Source organism: Synechococcus sp. MIT S9504, assembly GCF_047497135.1.
Lineage (GTDB): Bacteria > Cyanobacteriota > Cyanobacteriia > PCC-6307 > Cyanobiaceae > Synechococcus_C.
Genome location: NZ_CP138942.1, coordinates 876,577 through 894,878 on the forward strand (window position 1 = coordinate 876,577; position 18,302 = coordinate 894,878).

Below are 18,302 nucleotides of genomic sequence, written 5' to 3' on the forward strand. Positions count from 1 at the left end.
CAAGCAGGATCTGGGTAAAGACAGCTCTGAACAACACCACCCATGTTCGCCATGGTGTCAAAAATCAATTTAAGTATGGATGACGCAGGCTGTTGTTTTAGAAGCTGCTTTGCCGGAGATTCCTGTGGCTCATTTTGGGTAAGCGTGTCAGCCCTGCCCAAGACCGCTAGGATTGATGATTGATTGATTTAATCCATGTTTGATACAGGATATACCCGGGAGCAAGTTGCTGAACTTTTGTCGGCAATGCTCACCGTTGCACCAGACCGAGACGATGAACATCGTCCCGCCAGGCATTTTGCGATGGCGCTGCGCGATCATCTGTTCAAGATGCCGGATCTTGATCTTGATAAACTCCCATATTCGACGCCAGAAGGTTTCACTGAGGTTTTCTTGAATGAACGCCAACGCAGGCAATCACTGCAATTGTTGATCCTCATGCCCTACCTTTCGGGCAAGCTTCATGACGACGATGTTCAACGGGTTGATCTCTATGCTCGTACGGCAAATCTTTCCCCGGGCTCACTGCAGGATCTCAACAACCTCGTAAGCGGACGGATTAAAAAAGCTTTGATCTTGTACGGTCGCAGAGCGGCTAATGAATTCACGCCTGGAACACCTGTTCAAAAGCTTAAAGCCATTGTGAGAGAGGTTCATAGCCTCGCAGGTGATAAAAAAAGAGCTGAAGTCTATGAGCAACTCTCAAGCCTGGAAGAAGGAACACTTGGAAAAACGCTTTACAATTTTTATCGCGATCGAGATTTTAAATTTCCAGGCCAGAAAGGAAACCTCGGAGAATCAGCGGTTAGGCACGATTGCGTTCATATTTTATCTGGAACAAATACTGATTATGCTGGGGAAATCGCTGTTGCAGCGATTGAAGCAGCGATGGCTGGTTCTGAAGTGGGTTGGGAGATGGTGACAGAGGTATTGGTTGATTTTCATCTAGGCATTGCCTGGACTCTGCCAGGTGGCATCAAAGCGGAGACGATGAATTTTGATCCGGACCTTTTCAGCAGGGGGCTTGCGGTGGGCTCAAAAATCAATACGGATTTGATTCATGACTGGAATTTCTGGGATGATATCGGAACTCCAATAAGTGTTCTCAGGGAACGTTTTGGTATCACTGATGTCGATATCATTGATATGCCAACACCTGATAAAGATCCAGAGGCCAAGACAAGTTATTGGAACATCGATTAGATGACTGTGGCGGTTGTATACGAGCGCGTCTGTTCAAACATTGATTTGAGATGTTTTGCCCCTGTACACCTGTATGAATTTTGTTGGTTGTGTCTGAAGACTTATTCAGTGAATGGTTGAGGGCGATTTCGCTTTTTGCGCTTGCGCTGATTTGTCAATGCAGTGGACAATCAGTATTCATGAAATGGTGGAAGGTGATTGTTTGTCTTTTCGGATTTGAAGTGACAGGTTGTCGCCGCTCTGCACGAACTCTTTGACATCACCACCAGGGACAAGAGTCCAATCATCTCCCATGACCTTTGAGGCCAGCAACCTGGGAGCGAGGGCATTCCACTGCCAGATCAACTATCACCAGGTGAGCGGTATGTTCAGCGTGGTTGCTTCTCGCTCCTCTGATCAGAGTTGGTGGGATTCAGTCACCTAAGCCTGCCTGTCTGAAAGGCTCAGACCGCAGCATCAAGACAAACGCAACTGACCGATGACCAAAGCATCAACGACAACATGGTTCATCTGCAACGCCACTGCCTGACATGATTTTGTTGTTGCTGCTCGTGCTCGGAGCAGTGCTGGGGCTGTTCTCACTGCCTTATCAGGCTCTCTCCAGTCTTGGACTTGTTCTTCAGCATGATCTCTGGCTCAGCAGCTACAGCATCTCACCGGTTGCTGTAGCACTCGTGTTTGTCTCTTCTCTTGCCCTGGTGCTGCTGGGTTGGGGACCCTTGCAAGGTGCGCGTGGGGGTGGGCTGACGCCGGTGATTGCGCTGCAGGAGAACGTCTCCGGTCAACAGGCTTCGCTCTTACAACAACTCAGCTTGCAAACCCAACTCAAACGTCTGCCACTGATGGTGTTCACCCATCTCGGCGGATTAACGGTGGGTATCGAATCACCATCAGCCTCCCTGGGTGCCTCGATGCTGTTGGCCATCCGCAGGCGCTGGCCACAGTTCGCCCCCCTTGCCGCCCTGCCACTGCCGATGCTCTGCGCTATCGGCGGCGGCGCAGGCCTGGGTGCCGCTTTTCGATCGCCACTTCTGGGGGTGACCTACGCCATCGAAGAGCTGGGCCGCAGTTCTGGGCGCAGCTTGGTGTTGCCAGTGTTGCTGCTCAGCGGTAGCGGTGCTGGCATCAGCATCTTGTTGGGTCCGGAAAGCAGCAGTCAAGCTGCCGTGGTCGGCGCTCTGCCATTGGGCCTATGGCCCTATGCCCTGTTGGTCTGCGGGTTGTGCACTCTGCTTGGATCGCTGTTCGTGCGCTTGCTTGTGCCGCTGGCACGGATCACTCAAGCAGCCCTGCAGCGTCATCGGTCAGTGACGGCTGTTCTCATCGCCACTGGCCTGAGCGGTATTGCCATCGCCAGTGGGGGCTGGAGTTTGAACGATGGAAGCCTTTCGCTTCTGCCGATTCTGCATGGAGAGGTCGGTGGTGAATCAAGCACCTTGCCCTGGCGCTTTCTCAGCTCTTTGCTGAGCATCGCGAGCGGTGCCCCTGGGGGGTTGATGCACGACACCATGACTCTTGGGGCCCTTGTTGGTGCGCCACCAACGGGGTGGTTGACGTTAGACGGCGCGAGTCAGGCCCAGCTCGGCGCCATTGGCTCCGTCAGTCTCTTCGCTGCCGCCTGCGGCACCCCCCTGTTCTGCGCCATGTTTGTGTTCACCCTGCAGGGCGATCCTGCAATGCTGCCGGCTTTGTTGCTCTGCAGCGCCGTTGCGGCCTCCTTGGCGGTGCCATTGCGTGGTGCAAGCTGGAATGAGCGGCAGGCCTTGCACCATGCTGCGTGAGGTCGACTCTGCTGCTGGTGATCAACGTCTGATCTCAATGAATCGGGGGGATGGATCGGGGGGTCTGGATTCTGAGTTTTTCCGGCTTTCTGTACATCTGAGGTTGATCGTTTCGCTCTGCCCTTACACCGGATGATCGATTGCAGCAGCTGATTTTTTCCGCTTGATGGAGATCTGTCTCAACCAATCTCCTGAGCCTGTTCAAATGTCTGCCTGGAGAGTTCTGGCCTGATGGTCAATGGGGCGGTCGATCACGCTTACTACGAATCACGCTTGCCACGAAAAAATGGCTGTGGTCATAGCCCTCCTGTATCACCATCCTGAGACTCTGCCCGCTTCTGATACAGGCATAGAGAAGCTCCTCTGGAGCAGCTGCTCGTCGAGGAAGGGATCAGTTGAGCCGACGTCCAGCGGCAGGCAGTCATTGCTGAGATGACCACCATCTTCCCGGAGAGTTACAGCATCCCATCGACGCCATCTGTGCGGTCCTTCAGAAAGGGAATGTCTCCTTGCTGGTCGCTCTCGACATTGCCAGGTGGCTGGTGTTGATCTTTTACTCCTCCAAAAGCTGATCCTCGCCAGACAGCAACTCCAGGGGATGGCGAAACTCTTCTTCGACTGGCATCTGTTGGGTCAGGCCATGACTCAACAGCTCTCTCCAATGGGTAACAGATCGTTCCAGGTCGGTTCATCTCATCTGCCATTGCTGTTGCGATCGTCATTGATGACCCAGCAACTGGAGCATGTTGAACCAGGTCTTAAGGAAGTTCTCTGAGAACACAGACTTCATTCCCCTCGCTGTACGTCAGCGTGGGGCAAGAAACCCTGGTGTCTTTTTTGCAGGCACTGGCGCCGACTTTGCGTCAGTGATGCTCTTGGAATGAGCGGTTTCAGCAGGAGTTCTCGAGCGATCGGGATCAGATGGACCTTGGCTGGGCGCTGAGTCTGCTTGTCATTCCAGCGTTGAGCTCGCCAATAGAGCCAAGCATGCAGCCAGCTTCAGAAACATTCAGGCGATTCAATCAAATCCAATAGATCACCTTGTTCTTCATCCTTGGCTGGCATTGTTGCCAGATGAGCCCGCTTTCCCTTTTGCTGTCATTTTCAGGATGCTTTGGCTGCTGTCAGAGATTTCGTTGAATGTTGTGCCTTGCTGCGCCGAATGGCCCAATTCAGATGGGAGTTGATAACGATTTTTGCACATTTTTTGCATACTGTTTGAAGACAGGTGTTGATGCCTCGATGCCAAACTCGAAGTGTGAATTTCAGTTGACGCTTTATTGGCAAGCCTTAGTATTAATTAATCCATTTATGGTTTCATTTAAGTGAAGCGTAGGTTTGGTCTTGATGTGCCTCCGTTGCAGGGAAGCGAACGACGTTATCTGGTTGTTTTAGGCATTGCACTCGCCTTGGTGACAGGCGGGTATGCCTCCTATCAATTGTGGCTGTCATATAGCCCTGACTGGACTCGAGCTGTGCAATGGCTCGGCGGTGCTCAGGATCTTGGGACGTCCAAGTTGCAGCAGCCGGTGATCCGAGAAGCCAGTTTTCCCAGGATTGCTGCACAGCAACGTGGCATGGCCGCAGCAGTTGATGAGGCAGTGAAGGGTCTCGAGCTGGAAACCTTGCCGGTTGCCGGGGAAGACATGGAGATTCAGTTTGCTGGTGTGAATCTGTCCAGTAACAGTTCCATGACCAACTATCTGCTGTTGAATATTAAACAGCAATTGCTGAAGGCCAAGGCTGAGAGAGTTCGGATCGTTTATCCAAAAACCACTTTCAAGCTCGCTGAAACCGCTACGGCGGATGGTGTGGCTGATGAACTTGATACGGTGTTGATGACCGTTCGCGATCAGGAGCTTAATCAGCCTCCTGCAAATAGAATCAATGCAAAGCAGTTCCTGCTTCGTGTGAGGGAAGCAGGAGTGGATACCGAAGATCGCAGTATTTATTCAGAAGACTTTTACACTCGTGTGGCTGTCGGGAGTTGTATCGGTATTTTTATTGTGGGCTCGATTCTTTTTGTCGCCATCAACCGTCGTTGGCCCGGGCATGGACGACGAACAGCGATCATTGCGACTCTTCTGGCTCTCGGTGCGGGCTGGAATTTGGTGATGTGGTTTTTCGTGACTCTGCGCCCCAATCTTCAGCGCTTCAATGTGATTACACGCGTGGATCTCTCAGCCTTCACTCTTCTTGCCGATGGAGTTCACGAACGCAGTGCTCAGGGAAAGCATGAGGTCTTATTGGGTGCCAATGGTTCTGGTCAGCCAATGACGCTTGGTGAACCCAAGGTGATGGCACCGATTGAGGGTGGATACATGCCCTTGATCCCTCCCGGTCCTATGCCTTGAAGTTCATTCATATTGGCAGAAACCTGTCTCAGCCAGTCTGCTGAGTCTGTTCAAATGTCTGCCTTGAGAGCTCTGGCGTGATGGTCAATGTGGCGGTCGATCACGCTTGCCACGAAAAAATAGCTGTGGTCATAGCCCTCCTGCATCACCATCTCGAGACTCTGCCCGCTTCTGATACAGGCCTGGCGAAGCTCCTCTGGACGCAGCTGCTCCTCGAGGAAGGGATCAGCTAAGCCGACGTCCACCAGCAGGCAGTCATTCCTGAGATGACCATCCTCCAGGAGAGTCACAGCATCCCATTCACGCCATCTGAGCTGTTCTTCAGGTGTTGTGCCGAGCAGATGGCTGAACGCCTTCCGACCCCATGGGCACTGAGCCGGGTGTGCGATCGGAGCCACTGCGGACACCGAGCGGTATAGATGGGGATGACGCAGACCCAGCACCAGTGCACCGTGGCCTCCCATGGAGTGGCCTGAGATCCCCAGTCGCTGATCGTCCAGGGGGAGTTCAGTGCACAGCTGTGAGATCAGCTCCTCAACGACGAAGCTGTGCATTCTGTAGTGCAATGACCAGGGCTGCTTTTCGGCGTCCACATAGAAGCCGGCACCATGTCCGAAATCCCACTGACCTTGAGGATCGCCAGGAACGTCATCCCCACGTGGGCTGGTGTCCGGCATCACCAACGCAAGCCCGAGTGCTGCCGCACGTCGCTGTGCACCCGCTTTCTGTACGGCGTTCTCGTCACTGCAGGTAAGCCCTGAAAGCCAGATCAGGACAGGGACGCGTTCAGGCTTCGGTTCCAGTGCCTGCTTTGGAAGAAAGACGCCAACCGTTGTGGAGCTGTTCAGCTGGCGGGAATCCAGTTTGTAGCGGCGTTGTTCTCCTGCGAAGCAGCGATGACAGTTGATCAACTCCATGGTTCAGGTCGTTGCGTTTAGAAATGAATGACAGACCGGATGCTTTCACCGCGGTGCATCAGCTCGAAGGCTCGGTTGATGTCCTCCAGTTGCATGGTGTGCGTGATGAAGCTGTCCAGGGGAATGTCCCCTTTCTGAAAACTCTCGACGTAGCCAGGAAGCTGGCTTCGTCCTTTCACTCCTCCAAAAGCTGATCCACGCCAGACCCGACCCGTCACCAGCTGAAACGGTCTCGTGCTGATTTCCTGGCCTGCTCCCGCAACGCCGATGATTGTCGATTCTCCCCAGCCCTTGTGACAGGCCTCGAGGGCTGCACGCATGACGTCGACGTTGCCGATGCATTCAAAGGAATAGTCCACACCTCCATTGGTGATGTCGATGAGCACCTCCTGGATTGGTGTTGCATAGTCACGCGGGTTGATGCATTCGGTCGCTCCCAGCTGCTGAGCGATGGTGAACTTGTCTGGGTTGAGGTCAACGCCGATGATCCGTTCGGCACCAGCCTGAACGGCACCGATGATCACGGCCAGCCCGATGCCGCCAAGCCCGAACACGGCCACTGAGCTTCCCTGCTCCACTTTGGCCGTGTTGTGAACGGCGCCGATTCCTGTGGTGACACCGCAACCCAGCAGGCAGACCTTTTCAAGCGGTGCCTCCTGGCTGATCTTGGCAACAGCGATCTCCGGCAGCACTGTGTATTCAGAGAACGTAGACGTGCCCATGTAGTGATGGATCATCTCCCCTTTTCGTGAAAAGCGGCTGCTGCCGTCGGGCATCACACCCTTGCCCTGGGTGGTTCGGATCGCCTGGCAGAGGTTCGTTTTCCCTGAGCGGCAGTAACTGCATTCTCGGCATTCCGGGGTGTACAGCGGAATCACGTGATCTCCCGCTGCGACGGATGTCACACCTTCTCCAACCTCGATCACCACAGCGCCGCCCTCATGGCCGAGCACGGCAGGAAACAGTCCCTCCGGATCCGCACCCGACAGCGTGTAGGCGTCTGTGTGACACACCCCCGTGGCCACGATTTTCAGCAGCACTTCACCATGCTTTGGAGGCGCCACCTCGATTTCGGTGATGTCAAGCGGTTGGCCAGGTGCCCACGCCACAGCAGCTCGGGAGCGAATCATGGGCTTCAGCTCATTACCTCATCATCATGATCCTCAGCTCAGCCTTGTGCTGCCGTGAGGGGGAATGACGTTGATCAAGGTATTTTCGTCTGTGTTGAAATCGATCAACTGGGCCAGAGATCTTGAGTCTTTTTCCGGATGATCAAGCCTGATACTCCCAACTGTTGAGGAAATAGGCACACGTTGCATCAGCCCTGATCGGACTGATTTGGGTTGTCTTCAGTTCTGCTTTTGGTGTCGTCTTTTTGGTTCATCTCTCTTGGCTAGGTTTTTGAGGAATTCTTTCGTTTCAATCGTCTCTGAACTTTGAGCAGAAAAAATTGCACCGAGTTGTGGCTGCTACTTCCACAAATCGCGATCTCGAGATCATTATTTCAGTGATGAAGGGCGACATGATTCAACTGAGGGCCTCCAACCTGAGGTCTAAGGCTGAATCAGCTGGCCGGTGTTGACGAAAAATCTGCCAGTAATCAGCACCACATAGCCACATTTTGATTGTCATAACGGCTAGCTGATCATGGGCGATGTGCTGTGTGTTAAACAGGTATAGGGCGGTTACTTCATTGCTGAACTGACAACAGACTTCAAGAGTCATTGAGAGTTTCTGGCTCAAAAACACTGACATCAACAGGGTGAAGACGTCAGTGTTATTGAGAGATGGAATCAATCTGGAAAGAAAGCCCGAGGTGATTTTTTTGCTGTTCAGGTCAACAGAATTTGCTCAAATCCGATCTGCCCGGTTCGTATCTCAACAGCAAGATCGGTTCCAGTTGCAGAAAGCATCCATGAGCTTGGATTCAGCTGCTCCAGCTGAATGGAGCCAGTCTCCAGGCTGAGAGAACTCAGATCCAGGCGATCGTCAGCAGAAAATCCAATGATTTCATCCGGATTGTCCCAGGTTGAATCACTGATCCCCTCAAGAATGAAGTGATCAGCACCATCACCACCGATGAGTCGATCGGACCCCGGTCCGCCGATCAGAAAGTCATCCCCCTCGAGTGCTTCCAGTCGATCAGAGCTTTCACTGCCTATCAGTCGGTTCTCTCCAGGCGTTCCCAGAATGGGGAGGATGGCCCGATCACTTGAATAGGGTTGTGAGATTCCCGTGGGGATCGGTCGTACAGCATCACCATCAGTTCCTGCAAACAAGGGCAGTCGCAGCGCATCCTCTTCTCGCCGTGCAAACCCGTCCACCTGCTCACCATTGGGTGCGGTTTCCTCCCATGGCAGATGAATATGGTCGGCATGCAAGCTCCAACCCGGTGCGAATCCATCTTCTCCATTACGGAAGCTGAGATCAACGTCACTGGCTTGAAGAAGCCGCTGATCCAGTTCGCTACCGGCTTCAGGCAGATTCATGTAATCAGAGCTCACCAGGTGCAGGGTGTTGTCAATCCGGCCGTAGTGAATCTGCAATTGCAGTTGAGGGATCAGCAAGGGATGCGCATCCGAACCTGATCCATAGTTGAGGTGGCTTTTATGGTCGTTGCTGTCAAGCTGATGTCCGTTCCAATGGTCTGGAAAAATGATCACAGCCTGAAGAGGTAAATCACGCCACTCATCACCGAGGGGAATGTGGTCATAGGAGGCTGATTCGCCGATGTAATTCCAGAACACTTCACCCCGGGATTGGCGTTGATCGGGTTTCGCTGATCCAGTGATCATCTTCAATCCTGTTGGCATATTGACCAGAAGATTCGGATCATTGGGCTTAAGCACGCTGTAGTAGGCGATTGAGCTGGCTTTGGGTGTGACATAGCTCCAATCCCCCCCAAGCCCATCTGTGCCTTCGTTAATCAAGCTGGGTGTCCAGTAAGTGGAAAAATTGTTGGTTGGTTGTGCTGCCACGCTGCCAGCTGTCAGCAAAGAGCTAACGGTTGAGTTCTCATCGGTGCTGGTATTGGCAAAGAAGTCATGGGAATGCATGAATTGCGCATTCCCCGGCGCAACGATCGGATCGGCCGTGGCCCTGTGGCTAAAAGCGATATTCGAGACAAATTCTCCCTGGGAGAAGCCCGTTAGTTCAAACGCGTCTGCGTCCTCGCCAGCAGGTTGTTCATCACCACTAGGTTGTTCGTCGCCATTTCCTTCTTCAGCTGTGCCGATGATCTGATCCAGATTGAGATCCAGCTGAAAGAGGAGCTCATTGCTCTCGTTGGTGGTTTCAGCAGGCCCCTGCTCACCTGTGAATATGCCGCTGTCGTCCAGTATCCAGTTGAAATCACCCCAGGGTCCACGATCGAGCACACGAATCCGGCCCATGGCATCCACTGCTGCGCCAACAAGTTCAGCCTGATCCCGCACCAGAGGAATATCACCGACCCAATAGTTGTCGTTTCGACGAATGAGCAGAGGTTCATCACTCCCTTTCTGGACAAAGGCCTGTCCGGTGGCGTCGTCCACCCACAATCTGGCGGTACCTGAATCAGCGATCAAGCGACGATTGGTGGCGTCGTTCGAATCATCTGCGTCCTCGCCATTAGGTTGTTCATCGCCATTTCCTTCTTCAGCTGTGCCGATGATCTGATCCAGATTGAGATCCAGCTGAAAGAGGAGCTCATTGCTCTCGTTGGTGGTTTCAGCAGGCCCCTGCTCACCTGTGAACATGCCGCTGTCGTCCAGTATCCAGTTGAAATCACCCCAGGGTCCACGATCGAGCACGCGAATCCGGCCCATGGCATCCACTGCTGCGCCAACAAGTTCAGCTTGATCCCGCACCAGGGGAATATCACCGACCCAATAGTTGTCGTTTCGACGAATGAGCAGAGGTTCATCACTCCCTTTCTGGACAAAGGCCTGTCCGGTGGCGTCGTCCACCCACAATCTGGCGGTACCTGAATCAGCGATCAGGCGACGATTGGAGATTGCCTCGGTGTGGATCGTTGGTGTGATCTTTGAACCATCAACTCCATCAAACTTTGCAGCACCAAGACCAGCTTCATTCCCTTCAGTGAATAAACCCCAGTCATCATCAGTTCCTTTCCATGATTCATCGCTGAAGTTGAAATAAAACATGCTGTCAAATATCGCCTTATCACTTTCAATGTAATCACTGACTTCCTGAAAATATGTCTTGAGATTGGTTGCGTTTGTGACTTGATCTGCGTAGCCGCCGCTTTGCCACCCTGTTTCACCCAAGATCAATGGAGTGTCAAAAAGACCAAGGCTGTCGAGGGCAGACCGAAAGAGAGATTCATCTGCTTTCAAAACCTCCATTTGCTTCTGTGGGGTCCATTCAGGATTAGAGCGATTATCAAAAAATCCTGCATAGGAATGCACATTGACGTAATCAAGTTCCTGAAGAAGCTTATTGCCCTGTTGATTCCAGAAACTGCTGTCTGGTCGTAATGTTTCGCCTGCGAAGTTATAGGTGATCGGCAAATCACTGCGGTCACGAAAGACCTGAACCTGCTCGCGAACGTCGTTCACTCTAAGTTCACTGGGACTCCAGTCAGCAAGCTGTTCGTTGCCAAGGCTGAATCCCAGAATGTACTGCTCATAGGGTTGAATCACCTCCAGAGCATGGTTAATCAATTGCGCGGCATCACTTTCATTGGTGATATAGATCCCTGCCTGTACCTTCAAATCAAGATCCATCTGGTCGATCGCCTCGAGGATTCGACCGGTGTAGTTGTTAGTGCCCCAGGTGCGGATCGTGTCAAAGCCAAGAGCTGAGACCTCGTATAACGCCGATTCCAACCGCTCCTGACTGAGCCATTGCCCTTGTGAATCGACTGAAAACCCGATTCCGCGACGACCCTCCCAGAACGGCCTGGTTGCTGCTTCGGCGCTGGAAAAATTGTCTGTTGTCGCCTCTTCAGCCGCTGCATGGGTTGTTGCTCTATCAGGATTCCCTCCACCTGAATTGATCTGATCAGCATTCGTTGCAGCAGCAGAAGCGAAGACATTCATTAGATCTTCACCAATGACAGTGAACTCAGTGCTTGCCAAAGGCAGAGCCCCTTCCGAGGACGTCTCCAACACCTCAATTCGATAAGCACCACTCGTTGGTGGCGTCATCAGCAGTCGCCAGTGCCCATCATCAGCAACGACTACACCCTGGTGAGTCATCTCCTCGCCAAACGTGCCCTCCGGTTGCCAGTACCTTCCGGAGTCAAGGTGGAGAATGCTCACCTCAACCACAGCCCCAATCCCGCGGCCGGGTAGTTCGCCGTAGATCCCTGTTTCGATGCCGGTCTGCATGACAGTGTCATCATCTGGCCATATCAGAATGTTTTCAATCATGAAGGGATGTGGGTGAATGCCACGAATGATCCTTTTCAAGATGCGCCGAGCTAATCCATCAGTTGTGACTCAGTTTCCAAAACGTATAACTAAATCTGACTGGTCATTAGTAGGACAATTACGATATTCGCCATACAACCGTATGGTCGATGGATTTAGAATGTTGCCCGTGTCGCCTGCTGTCTTGTGGCTACGGCTAAATCTCCTTGATTTGTTGATATTTGACGCTAATGATTGACTTTCTATTCAGAGTCATGCAGGGTGGATCATTCAAATTCATTCAAGCCTCAGCATTCATCAGTCGACACGCATTTGATTGTGCTCATGATGGGACTTGATCGCCATGCGAATCAGCGGTTGACGTTGCTGCATAAAAAAACAGCTTCTGATCAAGCAAAGCCCATGGGTTGTTCTGATGCTGAGCGCCTGTGTAGTGGTCCCTGCGTTGTCTGTGATTTTTCTGCAACTGGGCTTGAGTTTGGGCAAGTGATGGGTTCTCTGTCATGAAGGGCCTGGGCCCCCTCCCTCTGTCTGCCCAGGCAGCTTCCGCTAGAAGCCGTCAAGAAGCAGGTCGTGTTTCCTGCTGGACAGACGGCGTGGCTCGCTTTTGTGCCTCGTTGATTGCTTACATGGTTTGCCCCTCGAAGTCATGGCTTTTTTGCGCGACTTTGTGACTGCAGTCACGCCAGTAGAGCCACTGACGTTCAATGTCTGTAAGGGCACCATGTCTGTTGGCGTCGTCAAAGCGATACGCGGGCGAGTCCAGGGCGGCTAGTGCCAGAGGGCAATTCAAGGCAGTTTTCATATTTCATCTAACGCAATTATCCATACTCCAGATCGATGAGCTGGCTTTGTCCATCCGTATAAATGCCAGATTCTGTTGGCAAGAGAGTTCCGTTGACGACGTGAAACGCGAGGTTGCCGACTTGCCTGCAGCATGACTAAAGGCAGGTATTTACTCATGAGGTAATATTCCTAGGTAGTTTATTCCTCGATACAAATAAATTGACTTCCTGGTGTGGCTCTCTTATAGATCACACACGTGGGAGACAGTCATGTATGAATTGAACAATGAATCCATTCAACGCTCAATGACAGAGCGCTGGGATGCGCTCGAAGATTATTTTGTCTGCATCACGGAATGTGATTTGAATGATGAAAACTGCATCACCAGTTGCCTTGTGACTCATTTGAAAAATTGATGATGGCTCCGAGACAGCTGTAGCCGCATAGAGCTTAAATCCTGTAAGACAAGTGGCGTATGCTTTAGTCAGCCAAAGAGCGGAGTTTGAGTCAACGTGGCGAAGGTTTCACTGGAGAATCGTCGCACTCTGGTTCTCATCGATTTAGCTTGTTTCAATTATTCAGTGGCCTTGAGCCAGATCAGATCATTCCGAGGCAGCATTCACCAAAAGGCAGCGATTTGCTACTGCTTCTCGACCTTCACTTTCATGATTGCACCGGGTGCTGGCACGTATGCACGAAGGACTCCATAAAAGTCTTTGCCAGTGGGAATTCCGTTTTTTCCACTTCCATCCGGACTGAGTGTGATGGTTGTTGTTCCGTCTTGGTTTGGCTCTGAGGAGAATGTGGTCCGGTCGTAGATCTTCAGATCGTTCGGGATCAGTAGTTTGTTATCAGTTCCGTAGAGGGTCACTGAGAAGTATCCCCCCGGGTTGTAGAGCCCTGCAGGCACAGTCACGACATACGTGGCATCACCGCGCAACGGTGCGCCGGTGTTATCGACCAAGATGGTGCCGTAACGGACCGTGTCTGAAGGCGTTCCTAGCTGGCCCAACTTCACCCCAGCTGCGAGGTCGAGGAAGCTGACGTCTCCGCTGACTCGACCGAAGGCGTCATCGGGGTTGATATAGGTGATCACCGTGTCGATGACGGCCTGAGCGTTCTTTTCCGTCTCTGGGCTGAATTGCTTGACTTCACGCTGCATGTCTCCCTTGCCGCCCTGCATCTGGAATTGGCTACGGGAGGCGACGACTGCGTCCAGGTTGTCGACAACGACCATCCTGGTCAGCACAAGACCTTGATCCGTTTCAAGCTCAACCACCTCAAAGTCGCCCTCGGGCATCGCTTGGCTGGGTCGTTTGAGCAGGATCGGCTTGGTTGGGTTGGTGATCACAGCCGGCACATTGTGCTTCATATCGAAGACTGACACCGACAGGAATTTGTCGTAAGTCGGCGTCGTCAGGATCGCCGGGCCCTCTGAGATCGAAAACCAGTTGTAGCCGTAGTCGACAGTGGCTTGTGGGGTGACCACTGTGGTGTCGCTGGGATCCACCAAACCGGTGAAATTGAAAGTGCCCTTCTCGTTCTTCTCAAGCCAGGTGTTCATCATCTTGACCTGTTCCTGATTCGGAAACTCCCTCAAGTAGGACTCGACAGTTTCCTGTGCTGCTGTCATTGGGCTCAAGGTCAGCAGAGGCAGGAGACAGAGGAAACGACGAAGGCGGTGAGACATCTCAGAAATTCTGAAGGGGGAACGCGGTGTTGATCCTGTAAGGGAGATTTTTGCAGCAATCCGACTGATGTCACTGACTTTGTTATCGACGCCTCAATTCTCTTTTGGCTTTGATCACCTTTGGCTTGAGGTGTTGTTGGTGGCCTCGTCATGCCATTGAGAGCATCTCTGCAGAAGACCAAACCTTGAGCGCAGTTTCGCTGCATGGTTCGCCTCTAGGCAGAATCGTGGGCACGCAACCTGAACTGAGTGGCTGCAAGCAACATTCAGTCTGAGGATCAGCACTCACCCTGGTGCCCGCTGTTGCCAATCTGGATCCTCTAGTGGAAGTGGGTTTAGTGGAGTGATCCCTGAATTGGCTCTGGTTTATTGATTACCTGGACGTCATTGTGGGCAATAACGCCAACCGTGAGAGCGCAAGGTCTTTTGTGTCCAGGCTGACGGCCGGCCTTCCTCAAAGCTGCTACTGACTCGTAATCTCCTTAGGCAGGATCGTGGGCGTGAGCCTGAATGGCCTGGTTGTAAGCAGCGTCCCATCTGAGGATCGGCAGTGACACGGCTGCCAATCTGCAGTTTCTACTTGCAGCTAGTTGGGTAGAGTCATTCCTGACGAGTCTCTGATATGTGCAATCGGTATAGAGATTTTGCTGCCAAAGTTGATTTCACATTGTGATGCTTTTGGCTGTAGATGAGTTCTTTGACTCAGTAAGAATTGTTGAACGCTTACTTAATTGCTTAATAAAGGCAATCCGGCAGGTGGAGATTGTAAAAGTTTGACAACCTCAGGCTTGACTTGTTTGCGGAAAGATTGCCATTGAGTAGATGCAATAATGTCAGCTGTGATCGCTTTGGCGAACCGCTCACCGGCAAGAACGTCACTTGGATAATGCAATCCGCAATAGACACGGGCATAGCCACCCTGACGGCCAACATGCATCAGGCGCTCATGCCGTTCAGGCATTAGATCAGCAAGTAGTAGTGCTGTAGATGCATACCAAGCGGAATGTCCACTCGGGAAAGAAAAGCTCGACTGCAATGGCAAGCAGGGCTTGATATCACCATGAGATATAAATGGCCTTGGTCGCTGGTGCCCCTTCTTCAGCTCTTTTTTGACAGTATCAATAATCTTCAGGAATGACATCAAACCTTTGCTCAGTTTTGGAGCGGATTTTGCCATGTTTCCACCTACGGCTGCGTCAAACGTGCCAACATAACGGTTCAGAAACTTCCAGGAGTGAATAACAGCTTCTGGATAACGGGTGCGTTGGTTCCATCGTAAAATCACCAAGTCATCACGTTCAACTTTTCCGCCTGGTTGAGGGACAGGCCCAAGAATGGATCGATATCGATCGGCCGATAGCTCCAATCCAGCAGATGGATTTGCCGCAACAGGAGCTGACCAGAGAACCAAACCCACAGGAATCGCAAGAGCTGAGGCGAAACGCATGACAATCACTGAATTGCAATCATTCTGGAAAAAGAACTTATAAAAGACCACCAGTCATAAAGAAGCGCTAAGAAGACTGGACCTCTATAGAGTCATTATGTTTTCTGGTCGAAACGACACTCTGGTGAGAAACGCAACATCCGCAGCCGCTGGTTCCTCAAGTCGCGAAGTGATCAAGCCGTCCTGGCTGCTTCTACCACTTAAGAGTGGTTGATTGCAGTGGTTTTGAAGGCGTAGCCCCTGAATTGTCTCTGTTTTATTTGCAATGGGGCTTGATTGTGGGGAAGCGAGCTTCGCTTGTGCCCATCTTTGAAGTGATCTGATCAGTTGAGCTGTTGGACGGCTGGTTGCAAGACGAGTGATCAGCTATGCCGAAGGCAGCTCAATATATTGACCTTAACCGTGTATGAACTCAACAGCACTACTTAACGTAAATTGCGAGCGCTTCTTTTGTTGTCATTGGCATTACGGATTGCATTGACTCCCCTAATGACGAATGGCTTGCCCGCACGTCTACAACAGATGAATCTGTGGCCCCTCCGGTTTCGCTCTGCTTCCAAAGCAGGGCGATTGTTCAAAGATTGTGTGCCATTCATCCATTGAGGTTGCCGATGCCGTTGTGCACCCGGAACAGGTTGTAGGGATCCACCCGCTGTTTGATCGTCTTCAACCGCGACAGGTGAGGGCCCCACTGATCCTGGCCCGCATCCTTGAGGAAGTAGTCGGTTTCGTTGCTGTATGTCCCTGCCTTGGGGAAAGTCTGGCGAAGAATGGCCATGACCTTCTGCACCTTGCGGGCTTCTCTTTGCCCCTGCTGCCGATCTGGTTCATGGCCAGCCAGCCCCGGGTAGCGGTATTGCTGACTGGAAGCGCAGATCACCAGCGCTGCGGCGCCGTAGCAATCGGGGTGCAGGGCTGTCTGTAGATCTCGGGCTCTGGCTTCCGGCGCTTCTCCGGAAAGCCCCTTGTTGATCTGGAAGCTGAAGCTGCGGTGGCGTGATGCTTGAAAGAAGGTCTCCGCGACTCGTTCCGGTTGATCGCGCAGTGCCTGGGCGGGAATCCAGAGCGAGTCATAACTGTTCCAGAAGGCTCCCACCTCCTCCTGGTTGCCCTCCCACCAGAACCGCCCTTCTGGTGCTTCCGGGTCTGTGTCGCGGGTGATCATCCCGGGCTTCAGCCGCTCCCAGGTATCGGCATTCCATAGCTGATTGAACGGCAGGAATGTGTAATCCGGCTGCACCGAATAGCGATCGGGATGGGCCCGGAATGGCTCAAGCAGAGCATCCATGCTGCTGCGCACCTGCTGATCTGGCAAATCCAAAGCGGTGAGTAGAAAGCCCAGGCTGTTGTCGGGATTGAACCGGATCTGCTCGCCCCAGTGGGGATTGTCGAGGTGGGTTGGGTAGAAGCGCAGAACCGCTTCGATCAGCTTGCGGTAAGCGGCGTCATCGGAAGCCGTCACCCCACCGGTGACCAATGCCAGTCGATCGGGTATGGGATGGCTCAACAGCGTGATCGCGCTGAGCACGCCGAAGCTGCAGGCTCCCCCACCCCGTATCGCAAAGAACAGTTCCGGTTCCTGGTAGCTGTTCACCCGTCGGATCTGGCCGTCGGCGGTGATCACCTCAGCCTCCAGCAGTCCGGCACTGCCACTGCCGAAGCGCTTGGAGAAACTGCCGAAGCCACTGCCGAGAATGAAGCCACCGCAGGCGCCAACGCTGGTGCAGCCGCCCCCCTGCACATAGCGGCCTGCTGCAGTGGCAGCTTCATACACCTCCAGCCAGCGAACCCCTGCCTGCACCGTGATCGCCTGCGTTTTCGGCGTCCCTACGGGAGCTCCCTTGGGCACAAATGCATCGTGCAACTCGATGCCACGCATCGGTCGGGTCCACAGCATCAGCGAATCTGGGGCGCAGTTGCGCCCCAGGTAGTCGTGTCCAGCCCCTTTCACCACCAGGCGGAGCTGATGCTCCCTGGCAAAACGCACCCCGGCGGCCAAATCATTCGCTGATTCCGCTGCAATCACACGTGTACTGGCTGCCGCCTGCCAGGCCCCCAGCCAGCCGGTGGATTGCAGACCCATCGGTTGTTCCTGGATCCAGAGTGGATTTCGCAGCTTCTTCAGCACCGATGCAGTGGGGTTGACCCAGGGCAGCTCGGGCGTCAGCAAACTCCCTTGGAGCCGCTTTTCCAGTGCAGCCCAGGACTGATGACCAGGGGAGATGCTGGCGCGTGACCCCTTGGCTATGAGATGTCCTAGGCCGGCACTGACGATGGTGCTTCCGAGAATCTGCAGCAGTGTCCGTCGCGACCAACGCCCTGGAATCGTCATCGCGCCATCGCATCCGTTCCTTTCGTCAGTGTTGGCAGGCAGGGCGAGGTTGTCAGCCAAGAATCGTTGAGGTTGCTTCTGGTCTGTTTCAAAGCGGCCGCTGCATGGGATGACCCCTGGGCAGAATCGTGGGTAGGAAATCGAGCTGAGTGGCTGCAGACAGCATCCAACCTGCTGAACAGCGCTGGCCTTGGTGGCCGCTGCTGCCAATTGGCTCCTAAATCTCGAATAGCTCCCAAATCTCGAAATCAATTTCAAGGGCTTGTCCCTGAGTTGTCTCTGATTTGTTGTGCAACTGGTCAGAGTTATGTGCAACTGAGAGTGATCGCATGACAGACCGACTCTCGACAGAGATAACCGTCGATGGCATCAAGGCAAACGTTCGAGAAGAAATGCAAAAAGCACTTCGAGAACGAG

General features: G+C 53.0%; 11 protein-coding genes. 4 read left to right on the top strand and 7 right to left on the bottom strand.

Annotation, left to right across the window (positions count from 1 at the left end; translation table 11 throughout):
- Positions 1-195 precede the first annotated feature (195 nt).
- From SIB58_RS05185 to SIB58_RS05195, 3 genes are all read left to right on the top strand, one after another.
- Positions 196-1,203, top strand: coding sequence for a hypothetical protein (locus SIB58_RS05185; protein ID WP_066909707.1), 1,008 nt, complete (start codon positions 196-198; stop codon positions 1,201-1,203).
- Positions 1,204-1,495: 292 nt separating this feature from the next.
- Positions 1,496-1,627, top strand: coding sequence for a multicopper oxidase domain-containing protein (locus SIB58_RS05190; protein WP_156486704.1), 132 nt, complete (start codon positions 1,496-1,498; stop codon positions 1,625-1,627).
- A 106-nt stretch (positions 1,628-1,733) separates the two neighbouring features.
- Positions 1,734-2,984 (top strand): chloride channel protein, encoded by a 1,251-nt coding sequence (locus tag SIB58_RS05195; protein ID WP_067326647.1) that lies wholly within the window; start codon positions 1,734-1,736, stop codon positions 2,982-2,984.
- A 455-nt stretch (positions 2,985-3,439) separates the two neighbouring features.
- On the opposite strand, the gene SIB58_RS05200 is transcribed toward SIB58_RS05195, so the two are convergent.
- Positions 3,440-3,706: a hypothetical protein gene (locus SIB58_RS05200; protein ID WP_067326650.1), complete on the bottom strand. Its 267-nt coding sequence runs from the start codon at positions 3,704-3,706 to the stop codon at positions 3,440-3,442.
- Positions 3,707-4,309: 603 nt separating this feature from the next.
- On the opposite strand from SIB58_RS05200, the gene SIB58_RS05205 reads away from it, so the two are divergent.
- Positions 4,310-5,338: a hypothetical protein gene (locus SIB58_RS05205; RefSeq protein ID WP_156486706.1), complete on the top strand. Its 1,029-nt coding sequence runs from the start codon at positions 4,310-4,312 to the stop codon at positions 5,336-5,338.
- Positions 5,339-5,388: 50 nt separating this feature from the next.
- Here SIB58_RS05205 and fghA read toward each other — a convergent pair whose 3' ends face one another.
- The 6 genes from fghA to SIB58_RS05235 form a co-directional block, all read right to left on the bottom strand.
- Positions 5,389-6,255: an S-formylglutathione hydrolase gene (gene fghA / locus SIB58_RS05210; RefSeq protein WP_066909721.1), complete on the bottom strand. Its 867-nt coding sequence runs from the start codon at positions 6,253-6,255 to the stop codon at positions 5,389-5,391.
- A 17-nt stretch (positions 6,256-6,272) separates the two neighbouring features.
- Positions 6,273-7,385, bottom strand: a complete 1,113-nt coding sequence (locus SIB58_RS05215; protein WP_067326653.1) for an S-(hydroxymethyl)glutathione dehydrogenase/class III alcohol dehydrogenase — start codon at positions 7,383-7,385, stop codon at positions 6,273-6,275.
- A gap of 702 nt (positions 7,386-8,087) precedes the next feature.
- On the bottom strand, positions 8,088-11,588 hold the full coding sequence (locus tag SIB58_RS05220; RefSeq protein WP_197461158.1) for a DUF1996 domain-containing protein: 3,501 nt from the start codon (positions 11,586-11,588) through the stop codon (positions 8,088-8,090).
- A gap of 1,468 nt (positions 11,589-13,056) precedes the next feature.
- Entirely contained in the window at positions 13,057-14,049 is a 993-nt protein-coding gene (locus tag SIB58_RS05225; RefSeq protein WP_066909808.1) for a DUF1214 domain-containing protein, read from the bottom strand.
- 784 nt (positions 14,050-14,833) lie between these two features.
- Positions 14,834-15,553 (bottom strand): phosphatase PAP2 family protein, encoded by a 720-nt coding sequence (locus SIB58_RS05230; protein ID WP_067326664.1) that lies wholly within the window; start codon positions 15,551-15,553, stop codon positions 14,834-14,836.
- 592 nt (positions 15,554-16,145) lie between these two features.
- Positions 16,146-18,095: an FAD-binding protein gene (locus SIB58_RS05235; RefSeq protein ID WP_414494709.1), complete on the bottom strand. Its 1,950-nt coding sequence runs from the start codon at positions 18,093-18,095 to the stop codon at positions 16,146-16,148.
- Positions 18,096-18,302: the final 207 nt, after the last annotated feature.